The 16,548-nt window shown below is 73.9% G+C and carries 11 protein-coding genes and 1 pseudogene; 3 read left to right on the top strand and 9 right to left on the bottom strand.

The features are described from left to right. Window positions 1-27: 27 nt before the first annotated feature. Both AWW66_RS10195 and AWW66_RS10200 read right to left on the bottom strand, forming a co-directional pair. Window positions 28-222, bottom strand: coding sequence for a DUF397 domain-containing protein (locus AWW66_RS10195; RefSeq protein ID WP_067363262.1), 195 nt, complete (start codon window positions 220-222; stop codon window positions 28-30). Beyond that, the gene (locus AWW66_RS10200; protein WP_083978367.1) at window positions 215-1,144 is read right to left on the bottom strand and encodes a helix-turn-helix domain-containing protein; all 930 of its coding nucleotides are present in this window, start codon (window positions 1,142-1,144) and stop codon (window positions 215-217) included. The genes AWW66_RS10195 and AWW66_RS10200 overlap by 8 nt, the downstream gene beginning before the upstream one ends. Window positions 1,145-1,449: 305 nt before the next feature. Here AWW66_RS10200 and AWW66_RS10210 point away from each other — a divergent pair, with 305 nt between their 5' ends. Then, window positions 1,450-1,734 carry a hypothetical protein gene (locus tag AWW66_RS10210; protein ID WP_067363271.1) on the top strand — a complete coding sequence of 95 codons (285 nt, stop codon included), beginning with the start codon at window positions 1,450-1,452 and terminating at the stop codon, window positions 1,732-1,734. Between the two features lie 389 nt (window positions 1,735-2,123). Here AWW66_RS10210 and AWW66_RS10215 read toward each other — a convergent pair whose 3' ends face one another. From AWW66_RS10215 to AWW66_RS10235, 5 genes are all read right to left on the bottom strand, one after another. After that, window positions 2,124-4,805 (bottom strand): DUF6493 family protein, encoded by a 2,682-nt coding sequence (locus AWW66_RS10215; protein WP_245648128.1) that lies wholly within the window; start codon window positions 4,803-4,805, stop codon window positions 2,124-2,126. Further along, window positions 4,802-6,184: a DprA-like winged helix domain-containing protein gene (locus AWW66_RS10220; protein ID WP_067363273.1), complete on the bottom strand. Its 1,383-nt coding sequence runs from the start codon at window positions 6,182-6,184 to the stop codon at window positions 4,802-4,804. The genes AWW66_RS10215 and AWW66_RS10220 overlap by 4 nt, the downstream gene beginning before the upstream one ends. Window positions 6,185-6,217: 33 nt before the next feature. Continuing rightward, window positions 6,218-8,461 carry an SF1B family DNA helicase RecD2 gene (gene recD2, locus AWW66_RS10225; RefSeq protein ID WP_067363277.1) on the bottom strand — a complete coding sequence of 748 codons (2,244 nt, stop codon included), beginning with the start codon at window positions 8,459-8,461 and terminating at the stop codon, window positions 6,218-6,220. A gap of 46 nt (window positions 8,462-8,507) precedes the next feature. Beyond that, window positions 8,508-8,903: a membrane protein insertion efficiency factor YidD gene (yidD, locus tag AWW66_RS10230; RefSeq protein ID WP_067363281.1), complete on the bottom strand. Its 396-nt coding sequence runs from the start codon at window positions 8,901-8,903 to the stop codon at window positions 8,508-8,510. A gap of 120 nt (window positions 8,904-9,023) precedes the next feature. Next, window positions 9,024-9,590, bottom strand: a complete 567-nt coding sequence (locus AWW66_RS10235; RefSeq protein WP_067363284.1) for a GNAT family N-acetyltransferase — start codon at window positions 9,588-9,590, stop codon at window positions 9,024-9,026. Between the two features lie 95 nt (window positions 9,591-9,685). On the opposite strand from AWW66_RS10235, the gene AWW66_RS10240 reads away from it, so the two are divergent. Together AWW66_RS10240 and AWW66_RS10245 are read left to right on the top strand one after the other, a co-directional pair. Further along, window positions 9,686-10,399, top strand: a complete 714-nt coding sequence (locus tag AWW66_RS10240) for a siderophore-interacting protein (RefSeq protein ID WP_067363287.1) — start codon at window positions 9,686-9,688, stop codon at window positions 10,397-10,399. After that, window positions 10,396-11,895, top strand: a pseudogene (locus tag AWW66_RS10245) (MFS transporter); the annotation flags it as partial. The gene AWW66_RS10240 and the pseudogene AWW66_RS10245, both read left to right, overlap by 4 nt. Window positions 11,896-12,044: 149 nt before the next feature. Here the strand turns inward: AWW66_RS10245 and AWW66_RS10250 are convergent. After that, window positions 12,045-12,275 (bottom strand): hypothetical protein, encoded by a 231-nt coding sequence (locus AWW66_RS10250; RefSeq protein WP_067363289.1) that lies wholly within the window; start codon window positions 12,273-12,275, stop codon window positions 12,045-12,047. Window positions 12,276-12,569: 294 nt separating this feature from the next. Continuing rightward, window positions 12,570-16,196 (bottom strand): methionine synthase, encoded by a 3,627-nt coding sequence (gene metH / locus AWW66_RS10255; protein WP_083978368.1) that lies wholly within the window; start codon window positions 16,194-16,196, stop codon window positions 12,570-12,572. Window positions 16,197-16,548 lie beyond the last annotated feature (352 nt).

The raw sequence follows: 16,548 nt of genomic DNA on the forward strand, positions 1-16,548 counted from the left end.
GGGTCGAGGCGCGGCTGCGCGAGCGCCTCAGGGGAGGGGGCGGGCCCCGAGGGTGGTGACGAAGGCCCGCCAGGCGGGGACACCGAAGGTGAGCACCGGGCCGGACCGGTCCTTCGAGTCCCGGACCCCGACGACGCCGGGCAGGCTGTCGGCGACCTCGACGCAGTTGCCCTCGGCGCTGCGGCTGCTCTTGCGCCACTCTGCGCCGGTCAGGTCAGTCATCGTAGCTCTCCTTGATCACGGTGCCGATCAGGTCTTCCGAGGCGCGCTCGTCGAGCGCGCGGTCCCAGAGCAGTTGCCAGGCTTCGCGGTACTTGGCGATTTCCTCCGGGCGGTCGAGGTAGAGGCTGCCGGTCAGTGACTCGCAGTAGACGGTGCTTGGTTCAGCGGGTCGGGTACCGGCCGCCGGAAAGTCCAGCAGCGCGAATGCCCCGGCGACCGACACCAGATGCGGTGTGGCCGAAAGCGGCATCACCCGGAGCCGCACATGAGGAGCCTGGGTGGCATTCACCAGGTAAGCGAGTTGGTGCCGCCATGCCTCGATGTCGGCGAGGGGGCGGCGGACGACCGCCTCGTCGATGATGGCCTCGAACAGCGGGGCAACGGGATTGCGGCGGGTCAGTAGCTTCTGGCGTTCCAGTCGCAGGGCGACCTTCTGGGCCACCTCCTGCGGAGTGCGGCCCGGCCGGGTGGTGAACAGTGCCTCCATGTACTCCGGCGTCTGTAGCAGACCCGGCACCAGCATCGGCTCGTACTGGCGGATGTGGTGGGCGGCGGCTTCCATGCCGACGTACAGCTCGAACCAGCTCGGGATGACCTCGCCGTACGCGTGCCACCAGCCCTTGCTCTTGGTCTCGCGGGCGAGCGAGACCAGGACCTCGGTCAGCTCGGCCGAGGTGCCGTAGTGCCGGCACATCAGGGTGACGTCGTGGGTGCGCAGGGCGACCTGCCCGCCTTCGAGCCGGTACATCTTGGCTCGGGACCACTCCAGCGCCTCGGCGGCGGCTTCCAGGTTGATCCCCGCCTCCTCCCGCGCCTGGCGCAGCAACCGGCCGAGCTGTCGGCGCGGGACGGACGATCCGGTCTCGGGCACGTGCCACCTCGTCTCGGGTTGACGGCCGGGCTGTCTCAACTGGAACACCATGCCAACTTCTGTGACACATAGTCAATCTCTCATCACAAATTGTGGTTCGAGATGTTGCGGGCGGCGTGCGGGCTGCCGGATGGTGACCGTCAGTGATGGAGATGGTCGACTGTTCGGGAGGTTGGAAGTGGGTCGATGGAAGTGGTTCCAGCGGCAGGAGGAGCCGGTCGATCAGGTGGGCCCGGCCACCAGGTACCCGCTGCGGGACGGGCAGCCGCGTGGCCGGCTGGTGGTGAGAGCGGTCCATCCGGTCGTCCCGAGGTCGAGGACCCGGCCGGGGACCGACGCCACGGACGGGACGAACGATGAGCGCTGAGCCGGGCTGCGCCCCGTCGCCCGGCGGGGCCGAGCGGGCCCGGGAGGAGCTGTCCGACCTGCCCGTGGTCGAGGTGGACGAGGTGCCGGAGCTGCTGGTGCTCGACGGCGACGACGGGCCGATCGGGTGGGCCGTCGTGCTGCCCGACGGCGACGCCTGGATCATCCGACCCTCCTCCCGGGTGCTGACCCACTGCTCGGGTGTTCCATCGCTGGTCAACTTCTGGGCGGCGGTGCTCGGCTGCGAGGTGGGCCGGCCGCGCGTCCGTCGATAGCGGTTGGGGCCGGAACGGGTGAGCCCCGGGCCGGGTCGGTGGTCGGCTGGTCCCACGAACGGGGCAGCTCGAAAGGGCGTCCGCACCAACCACTCCGTCCGCCGACGGCCACCCGCGTCCCCCGGACGGCTCGCGCCGCAGGGGAAGAAGGTGCGGCGTCCGGGCGGGCCGGACCCGCACCATCCCTTTTCCCGAGGATGACCAGGCCCGCCGCGACCACTCGACGTCCCCCGTTGTGTCCTTGACGTCGCGCGGTCGGCGCTGATCGCCCTTCTGCAAGGATTGTTGTCGAAGCGGTTCACCGAACGGATCACCGGAGCGGTGGATATCCGGTGTCCATCGATGGACGGACACCGGATACGGCGGTGTCTCTGCGGCGGAGGAACGGGTCAGGCGGTGGTGAGGGCGAGGTGGAGGCGGCGGGACTCGGTGACCAGCCGGCTCGACCCGCCCCGGGCGGCGACCTCGGCCAGGCCGGGCACCTCGATCCGGACCCCGGTGGTGGTGGCCGTCTCGGCGGCCAGGGTCAGCAGGTCGGGCAGGCCACGGGCGGGCTTGACCGAGGCCAGCAGCGCCGGCAGCGCGGCGGCGAGCAGCCGCCACACCGTCAGCGGCGCACCGGCCAGCGCGGCGTCGCGCAGCGGCTCCACCGCCCGGGACAGCTTCACCCGGTCCTGGACGACCAGTGCGCCCACCTGCCCGCCGGTGCCGACCGGGTCGAACTGCCCGGCCCCGGCCAGGGCGAGCAGGGCGTCCAGGGTGGCGACCCGGTCGGCGGCGTGCCGGGCCCCGAGACCGTAGGCGACGGCGAGGTCGACGGCCACCCCGCCGGGGCCGGTGCTCTCGGCGAGCAGTGGCAGGACGGCGGTGGCGTCGCGCTGGTCCACGTCCGCCCCGGAGGCCACCATCGGTAGGGCGTTGGCGGCCACCACGCCCCGGTGCCCCGGCAGCAGGGACGGCCACAGCTTCTCCCAACCGACGTCGTCCATCGAGGACAGGGTCGGGGTCGGGTCGGCGGTGACCAGCCCGTACCGGTCGTCGTACCCGTTGGGCGGGCGCACCTCGACCAGGATCCGCTCGCCCAGTTTCTGGTAGTACTCCCGCAGGTACGCGTGGCGGGACTTCTCCTTGACGGGGGCGGAGGTGGCCCGCATGACCGGCTGCGGCAGCCCGCCGGAGCGCAGCCAGGCGGCGAGCCGGTCACCGGCCGGGGTGCCCAGCGCGGCGGCCTTGTCGGCGACGGCGTCGTCGGGGCCGGTGGGCAGGCGCAGCAGGGCCTGGGTGAGATCCCAGTGCCAGGCCGCCCGGTCGCCCCGCGCGGTCAGCCGCTCCAGCAGGGCGAGCGGGTCGAGCTGACCGTTGGTCGAGGTGGGGGCGGCGAGCAGGCCACCGTGCCCCGGCTCGTTCAGGTGCATCCCGATCTCGGCGAGGCGGGCCCGTAGCAGCCGGTGGACCGCCGGCACCCGGGGGTCGGTGGCGACCAGTTCCGGGGTCTTCGGGGCCCGGTCGGTGCGGCGTACGGCGGCGAGCAGCGACTCCCACCGGCTGCGTCGCCGGGGCTGCTGGTCCGCGCCGGCGGTCCTGAACACGTCGACCACCACCCCGCAGAGGCAGAGCGGGTCGTAGCCGTGCTCGTTGCCCCACGACCAGTGCCGCCGCTCGATGACCGGGGCCAGGGCGGCGTGCACCCGGGGCGCGTCGGTCGCGGTGAGGCGGACCAGCCCGTCGAGGACCCGGTCCATCGGCACGCCCTGTGACCGGGTGCCGAGCAGGGCGGCGACCTCCTCGGCCAGCTCGTCCACGTCGGTGATCGGGGCCGGTGCCGGGGCGGCCGGGGTGGGCGCGGGCAGGTCGTCGCCGCGTGGCTCGGCGACCGCCGGGCCGGGGCCGGCCGCCGCCGGATCGACGCCGTGCCGGGCGGCGAGGGCGCTGGCCCGGTCCCGCAGCTCGACGGCGGGGTGCTCGGCGGCGACCGCGATCACCTCGGCGATCTCGGCGGCCCGCTCCCGGTACGGCTTGCGGGCCAACCGGTCCAGCCAGGTGAGCTGCGCCTTCACCAGGGTCTTGTCGGGGCGGAACAGCACCTCCCGGGAGGCGTCGAGGATCGACTCCAGGGCCAGGTCGGGCAGCTCCCGCAGGGCCTTCTGGGCCATCGTGGCCACCGGGGCCGGGGCGTCGGTGAGCAGGCGCAGGTAGTCGGTGGTGCGGGCGGTGACCTCGGCGGTGGTCGGCTGGAGTTGGTCGAGCAGGATGACGAAGGAGCGCAGCGCGGAGGTCTTGTCGCCGCGTAGCAGCCGGCCGAGGCAGCCGTCGATCAGCACCGTCCGGTCGATGACGCCCTCGGCGGCGAGCGTGGTCAGGGCGTTGAGCAGGCCGTGCCGCTCCCGGTCCTCCCAACTGCGCAGGACGATGTCGAAGCCGAGCTGCGAGCCGAGGCCGTCCACCTCGAACAGCCGGGGGAGCATGACGGGGAGGAAGGGGTCCTCGCGCAGGCGGGCCGCCAGCAGGGGTCGGCGCCGGCGGCCGTCGTGCCGGTTGTCGGGGAACTGGAGGCCGCTGACCCAGAGCTGCACGGACCGGTCGTCGGTCGGCGGCGGTGCGCCCTCGTCGCGCAGCACCGTGGCGACGAACCGCCAGTGCTCGATCCAGCTCGACTGGTTGAACCGGGCGGCGAGCCGGTGGGCCAGATCGCCCAGCCAGGTGACGCCCCGCTCGGTGGCGGCGGCGCGGACCAGCCCGGCGGCCCGGCTACCGTCCAGCACGATCGAGCGGCGGGCGAGGATCGTCGCCGCCTGGGCGGCGGTGGGCAGGCAGCCGACCACGAGGACCGCCAGGGCGGTGCCCTTGCCCTGCGACCACCAGGTCGACCGGTCCCGTTCCTTGAACCAGGTGGTCAGCTCGGCGGCGATCTCCCGGCGGCGCTCCTCGGGCAGCCCGGCCAGGGCCGGCCCGATCAGGTCGGCGGCACCGGTGTCCACCAGGTCGAACAGGTCGCTGGTGCCGCCCCTGGCCAGCTCGTACCGGCGGCGGGCCTCGCTCTTGATGATCCCGGCCGGCCGGTCGCGACTCACACCCGCTCCTCGGTCTGCTCGGTGACCTCGTCGGTGGTCGACTGCTGGGTGAGCAGCATCCGGGCGGCTAGGGCGTGCCGGCACGGCCCCCGCTGCCCCCGGTGCTTGGCCCACCAGGGGCAGGTGCAGGTGAAGCTGTCGTCCGGCAGGTGACGGACCCGGTACGACTGCTCGCCGCTGCGGACCGTCGCCGCCGTCGGCGGGCCGTCCGCCGCGTCGTCCAGCGTCACCGCGCCGGCGTCGAGCAGGACCCGGGCCCCGACCAGGCGCGGGTTGTCCCGCTCGGCGCGACCCGCGTCGTACGGCATCACCCGGTGGAAGTACGCCGCCTCGGAGACGTCGTACCCGACCCGGCCGGCGGTGCCGAGCTGGGCCAGGGCGCCCCGGACCCGGCCGGCGTCGAGGCCGGCCTCGGCGGCGAGCCGGTCCACGTCGACCGTCGGGTCCCAGGAGAGCAGGGCGGAGACCAGGTCGGCGTCGTCGACCACGTCGTCCCCGGCCAGCGAGGTCAGCGCCGCGCCCTCGCCGGAGAAGCCCCGGTACGGCTCGGGGGAGAGGGTCAGGGAGAGCCGCAGCGCCCCGGTGTCCAGCTCCCAGGTGCTCGGCACCGGGGCGGAGCCGGCCGCCACGGTCGGCCCGTACGCCCGCAGGGTCTTCGCGAAGCGCAGCATCGGGCGCAGCGCGACCAGCCGGCTCGCCCCGGCCAGGCAGACCGCCCCGGGGACCGGGCGGGAGGTGAGCCGCAGCGTCCGCCCGGCCGGCACCACCCAGAGCACCGCCCGGTCGTTGCCGGTCGGCAGCCGGCGCAGGAACGCCGCCGCCTCGGTCGCCGGGATCTCCGCGCGGGGCTCGAAGCGGGCGGCCAGCACCTGCACCTCGGCGAAGCCGCGCAGCCAGCGCACCGGCAGCGGAACCTTCTTCTCCACCACCGGGCCGTCCAGCGTGGAGACGGTGAGGTCGTCGGGGCCGACGGACAGGTGCAGCGGGTCGAGGCCGCCGACCCGGGCCAGCGCCTCGCGCAGCGGGTTGTTCACGTCGACGTTGGTGGTGCCGTGCTCCACCACGTCACCGTCGAGCCCCTCGGGCAGGGCGTCCATCCGGGCGTACACACCGCAGCAGCCGGAGAAGGACTCGAACCGGAGCCGGTCCCGGCTGCCGGTGACCACGGGGTCGAGGCTGGCCGGACTGACCGGCCGGTGGTACCGGGTGCGGGCCACCTCGGCCACGGCCAGCAGGCCGACCGCCGCCGCGTGCGGGGTGGTGAGGAAACCGTCGAAGAAGCGGGGGTTCGGCGCCGGCCCGCCGCTGGTCTGGAGGGCGAGGCCGTCCCGCGACAGGGCGGAGGACCCCAGGTACCGGTACGTCTGAACTGCGCTCACGTCCGGGAACGCTAGCGGCCCCCACCGACAGAATCAGCGGGCCGAACCGGTGAGCCGGTACGCCAGGGCGGTGTGCCGGCGACCCGCGCCGACGGTCCGGACGGCGGCGGCCAGGGCACGGCGGGAGCCGACCAGCACGACGAGCTTCTTCGCTCGGGTGACGGCGGTGTAGAGCAGGTTGCGTTGCAGCATCATCCACGCGCTGGTGGTCAGCGGCACCACCACCGCCGGGTACTCCGAGCCCTGCGAGCGGTGGATGGTCACCGCGTACGCGTGGGCCAGTTCGTCCAGCTCGTCGAAGTCGTACTCGATGGTCTCGTCCTCGTCGGTGCGGACGGTGAGGGTCTGCTCCTCGGTGGAGAGGGCGACGACCACGCCGACGGTGCCGTTGAAGACCCCGGCCTGGCCCTTGTCGTAGTTGTTGCGGACCTGGGTGACCTTGTCGCCGACCCGGAACACCCGCCCGCCCAGGCGTCGTTCCGGCTGCCCCTCGCGAGCCGGGGTGAGCCGCTGCTGGAGCAGGGTGTTGAGCGCGCCGGCCCCGGCCGGGCCCCGGTGCATCGGGGCGAGCACCTGCACGTCGCGGCGCGGGTCCAAACCGAACTTCGCCGGGATGCGGGCGCAGGCCACGTCGACGGTGAGCGCGGCGGTCGCCTCGGTGTCGTCGCAGGCGAAGAGGAAGAAGTCGGCCAGCCCGTCGAGCTTCGGCGAGCGGCCGGCGTTGATCCGGTGCGCGTTGGTGACCACCCCCGACTGCGCGGCCTGCCGGAAGACCTGGGTCAGCCGGACCCGGGGGACGACGTCGGCGGCGAGCAGGTCGCGCAGCACCTCCCCGGCGCCGACCGAGGGAAGCTGGTCGACGTCGCCGACCAGCAGCAGGTGCGCGCCCGGCGGTACCGCCTTGACCAGCTTGTTCGCCAGGACCAGGTCGAGCATGCTCGCCTCGTCGACGACGAGCAGGTCCACGTCGAGCGGGTTGTCCCGGTCGTGGGCGGCATCCCCGCCGGGGCGCAGTTGCAGCAGCCGGTGCACGGTGGCGGCCGGGTGCCCGGTCAGCTCGGCGAGGCGTTTCGCGGCCCGGCCGGTCGGCGCGGCCAGGGTCACCTTGGCCTGCTTCGCGGCGGCCAGCTCCACGATGGAGCGGACGGTGAAGCTCTTGCCGCAGCCGGGGCCGCCGGTCAGCACGGCGACCTTCGAGGTGAGCGCCAGTCGGACCGCCTGCTCCTGCTCGGGGGCGAGGTCCGCGCCGGTGCGGGCGCGCAGCCAGGCCAGCGCCCGGCCCCAGTCGACGGTGGCGAAGTGCGGCAGCCGGTCGGCGCGGTGGTCAAGCAGCCGCCGCAGCGACCCGGACAGGGAGAGTTCGGCACGGTGGAAGGGGACCAGGTACACCGCGTCGACCGGTGCGCCGTCCGCGCCGGTCCGGCCGCCGACGGCGTCGCCGGGCAGCGTCTCGCGGACCACCCCCTCCTCGGCGGCCAGGTCGTCCAGACAGGTGGTGACCAGGTCCCCGGGTACGTCCAGGATGGTCACCGCGTCCGCGACGAGCTGCGGTACGGGCAGGTAGCAGTGGCCGTCGTCGGTCGCCTCGGAGAGCGTGTACGCCAGCCCGGCCTTGACCCGTTCCGGGCTGTCGTGCGGGATGCCGACGGCGCGGGCGATGGTGTCGGCGGTCTTGAACCCGATGCCCCACACGTCGGCGGCCAGCCGGTACGGCTCCTTCGTCACCACGTCGACCGAGGCGTCGCCGTACTGCTTGTAGATCCGGACGGCGAGCGAGGTGGAGACGCCGACGCCCTGGAGGAAGAGCATCACCTCCTTGATCGCCTGCTGTTCCGCCCAGGCGGCGGTGATCTTCGCGGTGCGTTTCGGGCCGAGGCCGGGGACCTCGACCAGGCGGGCCGGTTCCTCCTCGATGATCCGCAGGGTGTCCAGCCCGAAGTGCGCCACGATCCGTTCGGCGAAGACCGGCCCGATCCCCTTCACCAGGCCGGAGCCGAGGTACCGCTGGATGCCCTGGATGGTCGCGGGCAGCACGGTGCTGTACGAGTCCACCTCGAACTGCCGGCCGTACCGTGGGTGCGACGACCAGCGGCCCCGCAGCCGCAGGCTCTCCCCGGGCTGCGCGCCGAGCAGCGCGCCGACCACGGTCAGCAGGTCACTGCCGCGCTCGGTGGCGACCCGGGCGACCGTGTACCCGGTCTCCTCGTTGACGTAGGTCAGCCGTTCCAGCACGGCCTCCAGGACGGCCGGGGCGGGGCTCGCGCTCACCCGCCCCATCCTGCCGCCCGGGGCGGGGGCGTCCCGTCCCGGGTGCCCGGTGGGCTCAGCGCACCGGGTCCTGGGTGCCCCGGGGTACCGAGGGGCGGCAGCGGCGGACCCGGTCGGCGGCCATCCGGCCCCCGACCGCCAGGCCGTACCGTTCCACGGCGGTCAGCCCGTACGCCCCGCAGGTGGGGGTGAACCGGCAGCGGCCGGGCCAGTGCGGGGAGACCCAGCGGCGGTACCCCCGGATGGCGGCCACCCCGGCCCGGTCCAGGGCCGGAGCGCCGGTCCGGGCGGCGGCGACGGAGCCGAGCAGCAGCAGCGAGGAGAAGAGGCCGAAGATGTCGCAGCAGTCGCAGCAACCGTCGGGGTTCCTCGACTTCTTGCCCCGGTTGCGGTGGTACCGATCCTGATCGCGCCGGTTCTCCCGGGCCCGCTCCCATATTCCACGGAACATGAGCACATGATCAACCATGCCCGCCACCGGTCGCGCGGGTGGTGGTGCCGGCCGGGGCTGAGTGCCCCCGGCTGGGTCCGGCGGAGGTGGGTTGGGCCGGGACGGGGTCTGCGGGTGGGGTCAGGCCGGGACGGGGGCGGGGCCGTGGTCGGCCTCGAACCGTTCCCGGGTGAGGAAGGCGAGCTGGGCCCGTTTCTCCGCCAGGTCGATCTCCTCGGCGAAGGTGAAGCCGCTGAGCAGCATGCGGCGCAGGGCCAGCCCGTTGCGGACGTCGGGCTCCACCACCACCCGGGTCAGGGCGGGGTCGCGCAGCAGGAACCGGACCAGGGCCGGGCCCACGGTGGCGGCGAGTCCCCGGGGGACACCCGGGCCGGGGGAGAGGAGCAGGTGCATGCCGATGTCCCCGGGGCGGACCTCGTACCGCTCCCCGACCGGGTCGGCGGCCGGCTCGTAGCTCTGGAAGATGCCGACGGGCTCGTCGTCCAGGCGGATCAACCAGGCATGGTGGGTGGTGAGGCCGTCCAGGAAGGCGTACACCTCCCGGACCTCCTCGACGGTGTAGGCGCCCATCCCCCAGTAGACGTTGCGGGGTTGGGTGACCCAGGCGTGCAGCAGCTCCGCGTGGGCGGCCGGGTCGACCGGCTCCAGCGTGAGGGTGCCGATGTCGGGGATCTTCTCCAGGTGCATTGACGGACCTCTTCTCGGGATCGTGTGGGTGCCCCTCCCCAGGACGGCGCAGTTAGGTTAACCTAACCTAACTACCGGGGACAGTGGAGGCAGGCGTGAAGCGGAACTGGGAAGCCCTCGTGCTCAAGGCGATGGGGGGCCGGGAATTCCGGTTGACCGTGCTCGACTCCGAGCGGGTCAGCGGGAGCCTGCACCGCCTGCTGGTCGACGGGGGCGGCCTGCTCGCCGCGGCTGAGGCGCACCCCACCATGTGGATCCGCCTCTGGTTCGACAACGAGGGCCGCTCCCACCAGCGGGCCTACACCCTGGTCGACCCGGACCCGGCCACCGGCCGGTTCCACCTGGAGTTCGCCCTGCACGAGGGCGTCGCGGCCCGCTGGGCGAGCAGCGCCCGGCCCGGGGACACCATCGACGCCACCCTCCAGGGCAGCTCCTTCACCCTGCCCGACCCCACCCCCACCCACCTGTACCTGGTCGGGGACTCGGCCAGCCTGCCCGCCGTCAACAGCCTGCTGGACGCCGCCGGGGACCTGCCCGCCACCATCTGGCTGGAGTACGCGAACGACGACGAGAAGGGACTCCCGCACCGGGCCCGCGCCGGCCAGGAGGTGATCTGGGTACCCCGCCTCGACGAGGGGCGGCACCTGGTGGAGACCGTCCGGGCCGCCCTGACCAGCCCTGCCGAGGGGGCGTACCACTGGGTGGCCTGCGAGGCCGGCACCACCCGGGCGCTGGCGAAGCACCTGCGCAAGGGACTCGGGGTGAACCGCCACCAGGTCTCCGCCCTCGGGTACTGGACCGCCAGGTGACCGCTGCCCCCGGCGGCACGGCGGCACCCCCCACCACCCCGGTACGGCTGCGTACCCGCTGGCTCGTCCTCGCCGTGCTCTGCCTCGCCCAACTCGTCGTGGTGCTGGACAACACCATCCTCACCGTGGCGGTGCCGGCCCTCACCCGCGACCTGCACGCCAGCACCGCCGACATCCAGTGGGTGATCAACGGGTACGCGCTGGTGCAGGCCGGCCTGCTGCTCACCGCCGGCAGCGTGGTCGACCGGTACGGTCGTCGCCGGATGCTGCTGGTCGGGCTGGTGCTGTTCGGGCTCGCCTCGGCCGCCGCCGCGTCGGCCCGGTCCGCCGACCACCTGGTCGCGGCGCGGGCCGCGCTCGGGGTCGGGGGAGCGCTGCTGGCCACCGCCACCCTCGCGGTCGCGATGCAGGTCTTCGACGCGCGGGAACGCCCCCGCGCCATCGGCATCTGGGCGGCGGTGAGCGCGCTGGGCTTCGCCGCCGGGCCCCCGGTCGGTGGCCTGCTGCTGGGCCACTTCCGGTGGCCGGCCATCTTCCTGGTCAACCTGCCGGTCGTGCTGGTCTGCCTGCTCGCCGCCCGCCGGCTGGTGCCCGAGTCCCGGCACGGCGAGGGCCGCCTCGACCTGGTCGGGGCGGTGCTCTCCACCGCCGGGCTGGGCGCGGTCGTCTTCGCCATCATCCAGGGCCCCGAGCAGGGCTGGGGTTCGGTGCCCGTGCTCGGCGCGGCCACCGCCGGGGCGCTGCTGATCGCCGCGTTCGTCGCCTGGGAACAGCACGTCCCCGCGCCCATGCTCGACATGCGCTTCTTCCGGGACCGCCGGTTCGTCGGCGCGGTCTCCGGCGTCGTGCTGATCACCTTCGGCAGCGCCGGGGCGCTGTTCCTGCTGGCCCAGCAGTTGCAGTTCGTCCGGGGGTACCCGGCCTGGGAGGCCGGCGTCCGGATGGCCCCCTTCGCGCTGACCGTGGTGCTGCTCAACCTCGCCGGGGTCGCCGCCCTGGTCATCCGGCGGCTGGGCATCCCGCTGGCCATCGCGGCCGGCATGGCGACGCTCGCCCTGGGGCTGGTGGTCACCGCGTACGCCCCGGCCGACGGCTACGGCGGCCTGCTGGTGGGCCTGCTGCTGATGGGCGCCGGCTGCGCGGTCGCCAACCCGGCGATCGTGGAGGCGGTGCTCAGCGCGGTACCGCCCGAGCGGGCCGGGGCCGGGGCCGGCATCGACGGCACCATGTCCGAGGTGGGCACCAGTCTCGGCGTCGCCGTCCTCGGCGCGGTGTTGAACGCCCGGTTCACCGCCGCGCTCCCCGCCGTGCTGGCCGGCGCCGGATCGTTCCCGGCCGCCCTGGCCGCCGCCCGGACCGGGGTGGACCGGGACCAGGTCGCCGAGGCGTTCAACGCGGCGGTGGTGCTCGGGCAGACCGTCGGGGCGGTCGCCGTCCTCGCCGGTGGCTGCCTCGCCGCGCTGCTCCTGCACCGCGCGGCGAACCAGACCGGGCCGCCGCCCCCGCCCGTGGACCCGCCGCCCGGCGGCCGGGACGTGGCGGCCTCCGGCGGGCGGCACGTGTCGGCGTCCGACAGCCGGGACGTGGTGGTGCCGGCGGGGTCGTCGGCCGGCTGAGCCGGTTTCCGGCGGTCCGCCCGGGGGCGTCAGGGCAGGTGGGGTGGGTACCGGTGCCGGTCCGGGGGCGGACCGGGATCGGCCGGGCCCCGGCGTGGGCTGTCCTCGGCCCAGAGGAACCAGCAGTAGCCGGCCAGGGCGGTGGCCAGCACGAGGCCCGCCAGAATCTGCCAGCCGTGCGGGACGAAGAACACCAGGCACGGGGCGACCGCCACGAGACCGGCGGCGACGGCGAGGAACAACGCGAACCTGCGCAGCATCTCTTCCTCCTGCGTGTCCGCTGCCACCGGGTCGTTCCGCCGGTGCCGGCCCGGAGGCGGTGGTGCGCGTCCGGCGGCGGGCCGGTGCGGTGGTTCGGGCCCGGCGACCGGCCGCCGGGTGGCAGGTCAGTCAACCGGCCGACGACCCGGCGCGCAACCGTCGTGGCACCCGGGCCGGATAGGTACCGCTGCTCAGGACAACCGCCCGGTTGGCGGGTAGCCACGCGAACGGCCGGCGTCGACGGGGTACGTCGACGCCGGCCGTGACGGCGCGGGGAGCGGGGGCGGGCCGGCTCAGTCCGGGTCGTAGGCGAGGTTGGGGCGCAACCAGCGCTCGATCTCGTCCCGGGCGACGCCGCGTCGGGTCGCGTAGTCCTCGACCTGGTCCCGGCCGATTCGCCCGACGGTGAAGTAGCGCGACTCCGGGTGGGCGAAGATCAGCCCGCTGACGCTGGCCGCCGGGGTCATCGCGTACGACTCGGTCAGGCCGATGCCGAGCCGCTCGGCGTCGAGCAGCGCGAAGAGGTCGCGCTTCTCGCTGTGGTCCGGGCTGGCCGGGTAGCCGAGCGCGGGCCGGATGCCCCGGAACCGTTCCGCGTGCAGGTCCTCGATGCGGGGGTCGGCGTCCGGCTCGAACCACTCGCGGCGGGCCTGGAGGTGCAGGTACTCGGCGAACGCCTCGGCGAGCCGGTCGGCGAGCGCCTTGACCATGATGGCCCGGTAGTCGTCGTTGGCCGCCTCGTAGCCGGCGGCCAGCTCCTCGGCGCCGTGGATCGCCACCGCGAAACCACCCAGGTGGTCCCCGGCCGGGGCGATGTAGTCGGCGAGGCAGCGGTTGGCCCGCCCCGCCGGCTTGGTGGTCTGCTGGCGCAGCATCGGCAACCGGAGGGCCGGGTCGGTCAGGACGATGTCGTCGCCCTCGGTGTGCGCGGGCCAGAAGCCGTACACGCCACGCGCCTGCAACGACCCGTCGGCGATGATCTGGTCCAGCATGGCCACGGCGTCGTCGTACAGCTCGCGGGCCACCGGCTGGTCCAGGATCGCCGGGAACTTGCCCTTGAGCTCCCAGGCCAGGAAGAGGAACTGCCAGTCGATCATCTCGCGGATGGTGGCGAGATCCGGCTCGACGACGCGGATGCCGGTGAAGGCCGGCACCGGCAGGTCGGCGAAGTCCACCTGCTCCCGGTTCGCCCGCGCCTCGGCCAGCGGCAGCAGCGGCTGCCGGCGGGCGGTGTGCTGCTCCCGCAGCCGCTCCTGCTCGGCCAGGTTGCTGGCGGCCAACTGCCCGGCCCGGTCGCTGTCGAGCAGGTCGGAGACCACCCCGACGACCCGGGACGCGTCGAGCACGTGCACCGTCGTCGCGTCGTACGCCGGGGCGATCCGTACCGCCGTGTGCTGCCGGGAGGTGGTGGCCCCGCCGATGAGCAGCGGCAGCTTCATGTCCCGCCGCTGCATCTCGCCGGCCACCGCGACCATCTCGTCCAGCGACGGGGTGATCAGGCCGGAGAGGCCGACCACGTCGGCGCCCTCGGCGACGGCCGTGTCCAGGATCCGTTCCGCCGGCACCATCACCCCGAGGTCGATCACCTCGTAGTTGTTGCAGCCGAGCACCACGCCGACGATGTTCTTGCCGATGTCGTGCACGTCGCCCTTGACCGTGGCCAGCACCACCTTGCCCCGGCCCCGGCCGACGGTGATCCGCCCCTCCCGCTGGGCCTGCTCCCGCTCCTGCTCCATGTACGGTTCGAGGTAGGCGACCGCCCGCTTCATCACCCGGGCGCTCTTCACCACCTGCGGCAGGAACATCCGCCCCGAGCCGAACAGGTCGCCGACCACGCTCATGCCGTCCATCAGCGGGCCCTCGATGACGTCCAGCGGCCGGGCCGCCTGCTGGCGGGCCTCCTCCGTGTCCGCCTCGACGAACTCGACGATGCCGTGCACCAGCGCGTGCTTGAGCCGCTCGGCGACCGGCGTCTCCCGCCAGGACAGGTCCACCTCGCGCTTGGCGCCGGAGCCGGTGACCGTCGCGGCGAACGACACCAGCCGGTCGGTGGCGTCCGGGCGCCGGTCGAAGAGCACGTCCTCGACCAGGGTCAGCAGGTCGGCCGGGATGTCCTCGTAGACGGCGAGCTGGCCGGCGTTGACGATGCCCATGTCCAGCCCGGCGCGGACGGCGTGCAGCAGGAACGCCGAGTGCATCGCCTCCCGCACCACGTCGTTGCCCCGGAACGCGAACGACAGGTTGGAGATGCCGCCGCTGGTCCGGGCGCCGGGGCAGCGCTCCTTGATCAGCGGGAGCGCGTCGATGAACGCCTTGGCGTACCCGTTGTGCTCGGCGATGCCGGTGGCGACGGCCAGCACGTTCGGGTCGAAGATGATGTCCTCCGGCGCGAAGTCGGCCTGCTGCGTCAGCAGGTCGTACGCCCGCGCGCAGATCTCCACCTTCCGCTCGGTGGTGTCGGCCTGGCCCTGCTCGTCGAAGGCCATCACCACCACGCCCGCGCCGTGGCCGCGGATGTGCCGGGCCTGGGCGAGGAACGCCTCCTCGCCCTCCTTCAGGCTGATCGAGTTGACCACGGCCTTGCCCTGCACGCACTTGAGCCCGGCGGCCAGCACGCTCCACCGGGAGCTGTCGATCATGATCGGGATCCGGGCCACCTCGGGCTCGGTGGCGATCAGGTTCAGGAAGGTGGTCATCGCCTGCTCGCTGTCGAGCAGGTCGGCGTCCATGTTGACGTCGAGCAGGTTCGCGCCGCCCCGGACCTGTTCGAGGGCGACCGCCACCGCGCCCTGGTAGTCGTCGGCCTCGATCAGCCGGCGGAACCGGGCCGAGCCGGTGACGTTGGTCCGCTCGCCGATCATCACGAACCCGGTGTCCGGGCCGATCGAGAACGGCTCCAGGCCGCTGAACCGGGTCGTCGTGACGTTCTTCACCGGCTCCCGGGGAGTGAGACCCGAGACGGCGGCGGCGATCTCCGCGATGTGTTCGGGGGACGTGCCACAGCACCCGCCGACGATGTTGACCAGACCGGCCTCGGCGAACTCGCCGATCAGCCGGGCGGTCTGCTTGGGGGTCTGGTCGTAGCCGCCGAACGCGTTCGGCAGGCCCGCGTTGGGGTGGCAGGCGACGTACGTGTCGGCGAGCCGGGCCAGCTCGGCCACGTGCGGGCGCATCTCCGCCGCGCCCAGGGCGCAGTTGACCCCGACGACCAGCGGCTCGGCCCGCTCGATGGAGCGCCAGAACGCCTCCACCGTCTGCCCGGACAGGGTTCGCCCGCTGAGGTCCACGATGGTGACCGAGACCCACAGCGGCAGGTCCGGCGCGACCTCCCGGGCCGCCGCGATGGCCGCCTTCGCGTTCAGCGTGTCGAAGATCGTCTCGATCAGCAGCAGGTCGACGCCGCCCTCGGCCAGCGCCGCGATCTGCTCCGCGTACGTCTCCTTGACCTGGTCGTAGCTGACCGCCCGGTACGCCGGGTCGTCCACCCGGGGCGACAGCGACAGCGTGACGTTGAGCGGGCCCACCGAGCCCGCCACGAACCGCCCGCCGGCCTCGTCGGCCGCCTGCCGGGCGAGCTGCGCGGCGCGCACGTTCATCTGGTGGACGTACTCCTCCAGGCCGTAGTCGGCCTGGCTGATCCGGGTGGCGGTGAAGGTGTTCGTGCTGGTGATGTCCGCGCCGGCGGCCAGGTACCGGCGGTGCGTGTCGAGCACCACGTCCGGGCGGGTCAGGTTCAGCAGGTCGGGGTCGCCCGTCACGTCCTTCGGGTGGTCGACCAGCAGGTCGCCCCGGTAGTCGGCGGGGGTGAGCGCGGCGTTCTGCAGCATCGTGCCCCAGGCGCCGTCCAGCACCACGACGCGCTGCGCCATCAGCTCCCGCAGCGCCTGGGCGGTGTTTCCCCGGACCGACAATTGCCTCATACAACACCTCAGCTAGTCGAAGGCGCCAGACCGCGCGACCAGGCCCCACCGGCCCGTCACGGCGCACGCGGGGCCGGACGGCACGCGCGGCTGGGACCGGATCCGGCCGTCGGGCGTCGCCTCCTCGCGACTCCTGGCGAACCCCCGGATTGTATCCTCGCGCGCCTCTCGGGTACCGGTGAAGGCAGCCCGACCCACCCGCCGGCCCCGTCACGCGCCGGCCGCCGGCCGCCGCTGGTCGCCCCGCCGGCCCGGCCACCCCCGTCGCCGGCCGTACGACGACCGCGCCGCAGCCGCGTGATTCGATGCGCCCGACCTCTCAACTGTTGGGAAGCCGGGCGGGGCCGCCCGG

Source organism: Micromonospora rosaria (assembly GCF_001567585.1).
Taxonomy (GTDB): domain Bacteria; phylum Actinomycetota; class Actinomycetes; order Mycobacteriales; family Micromonosporaceae; genus Micromonospora; species Micromonospora rosaria.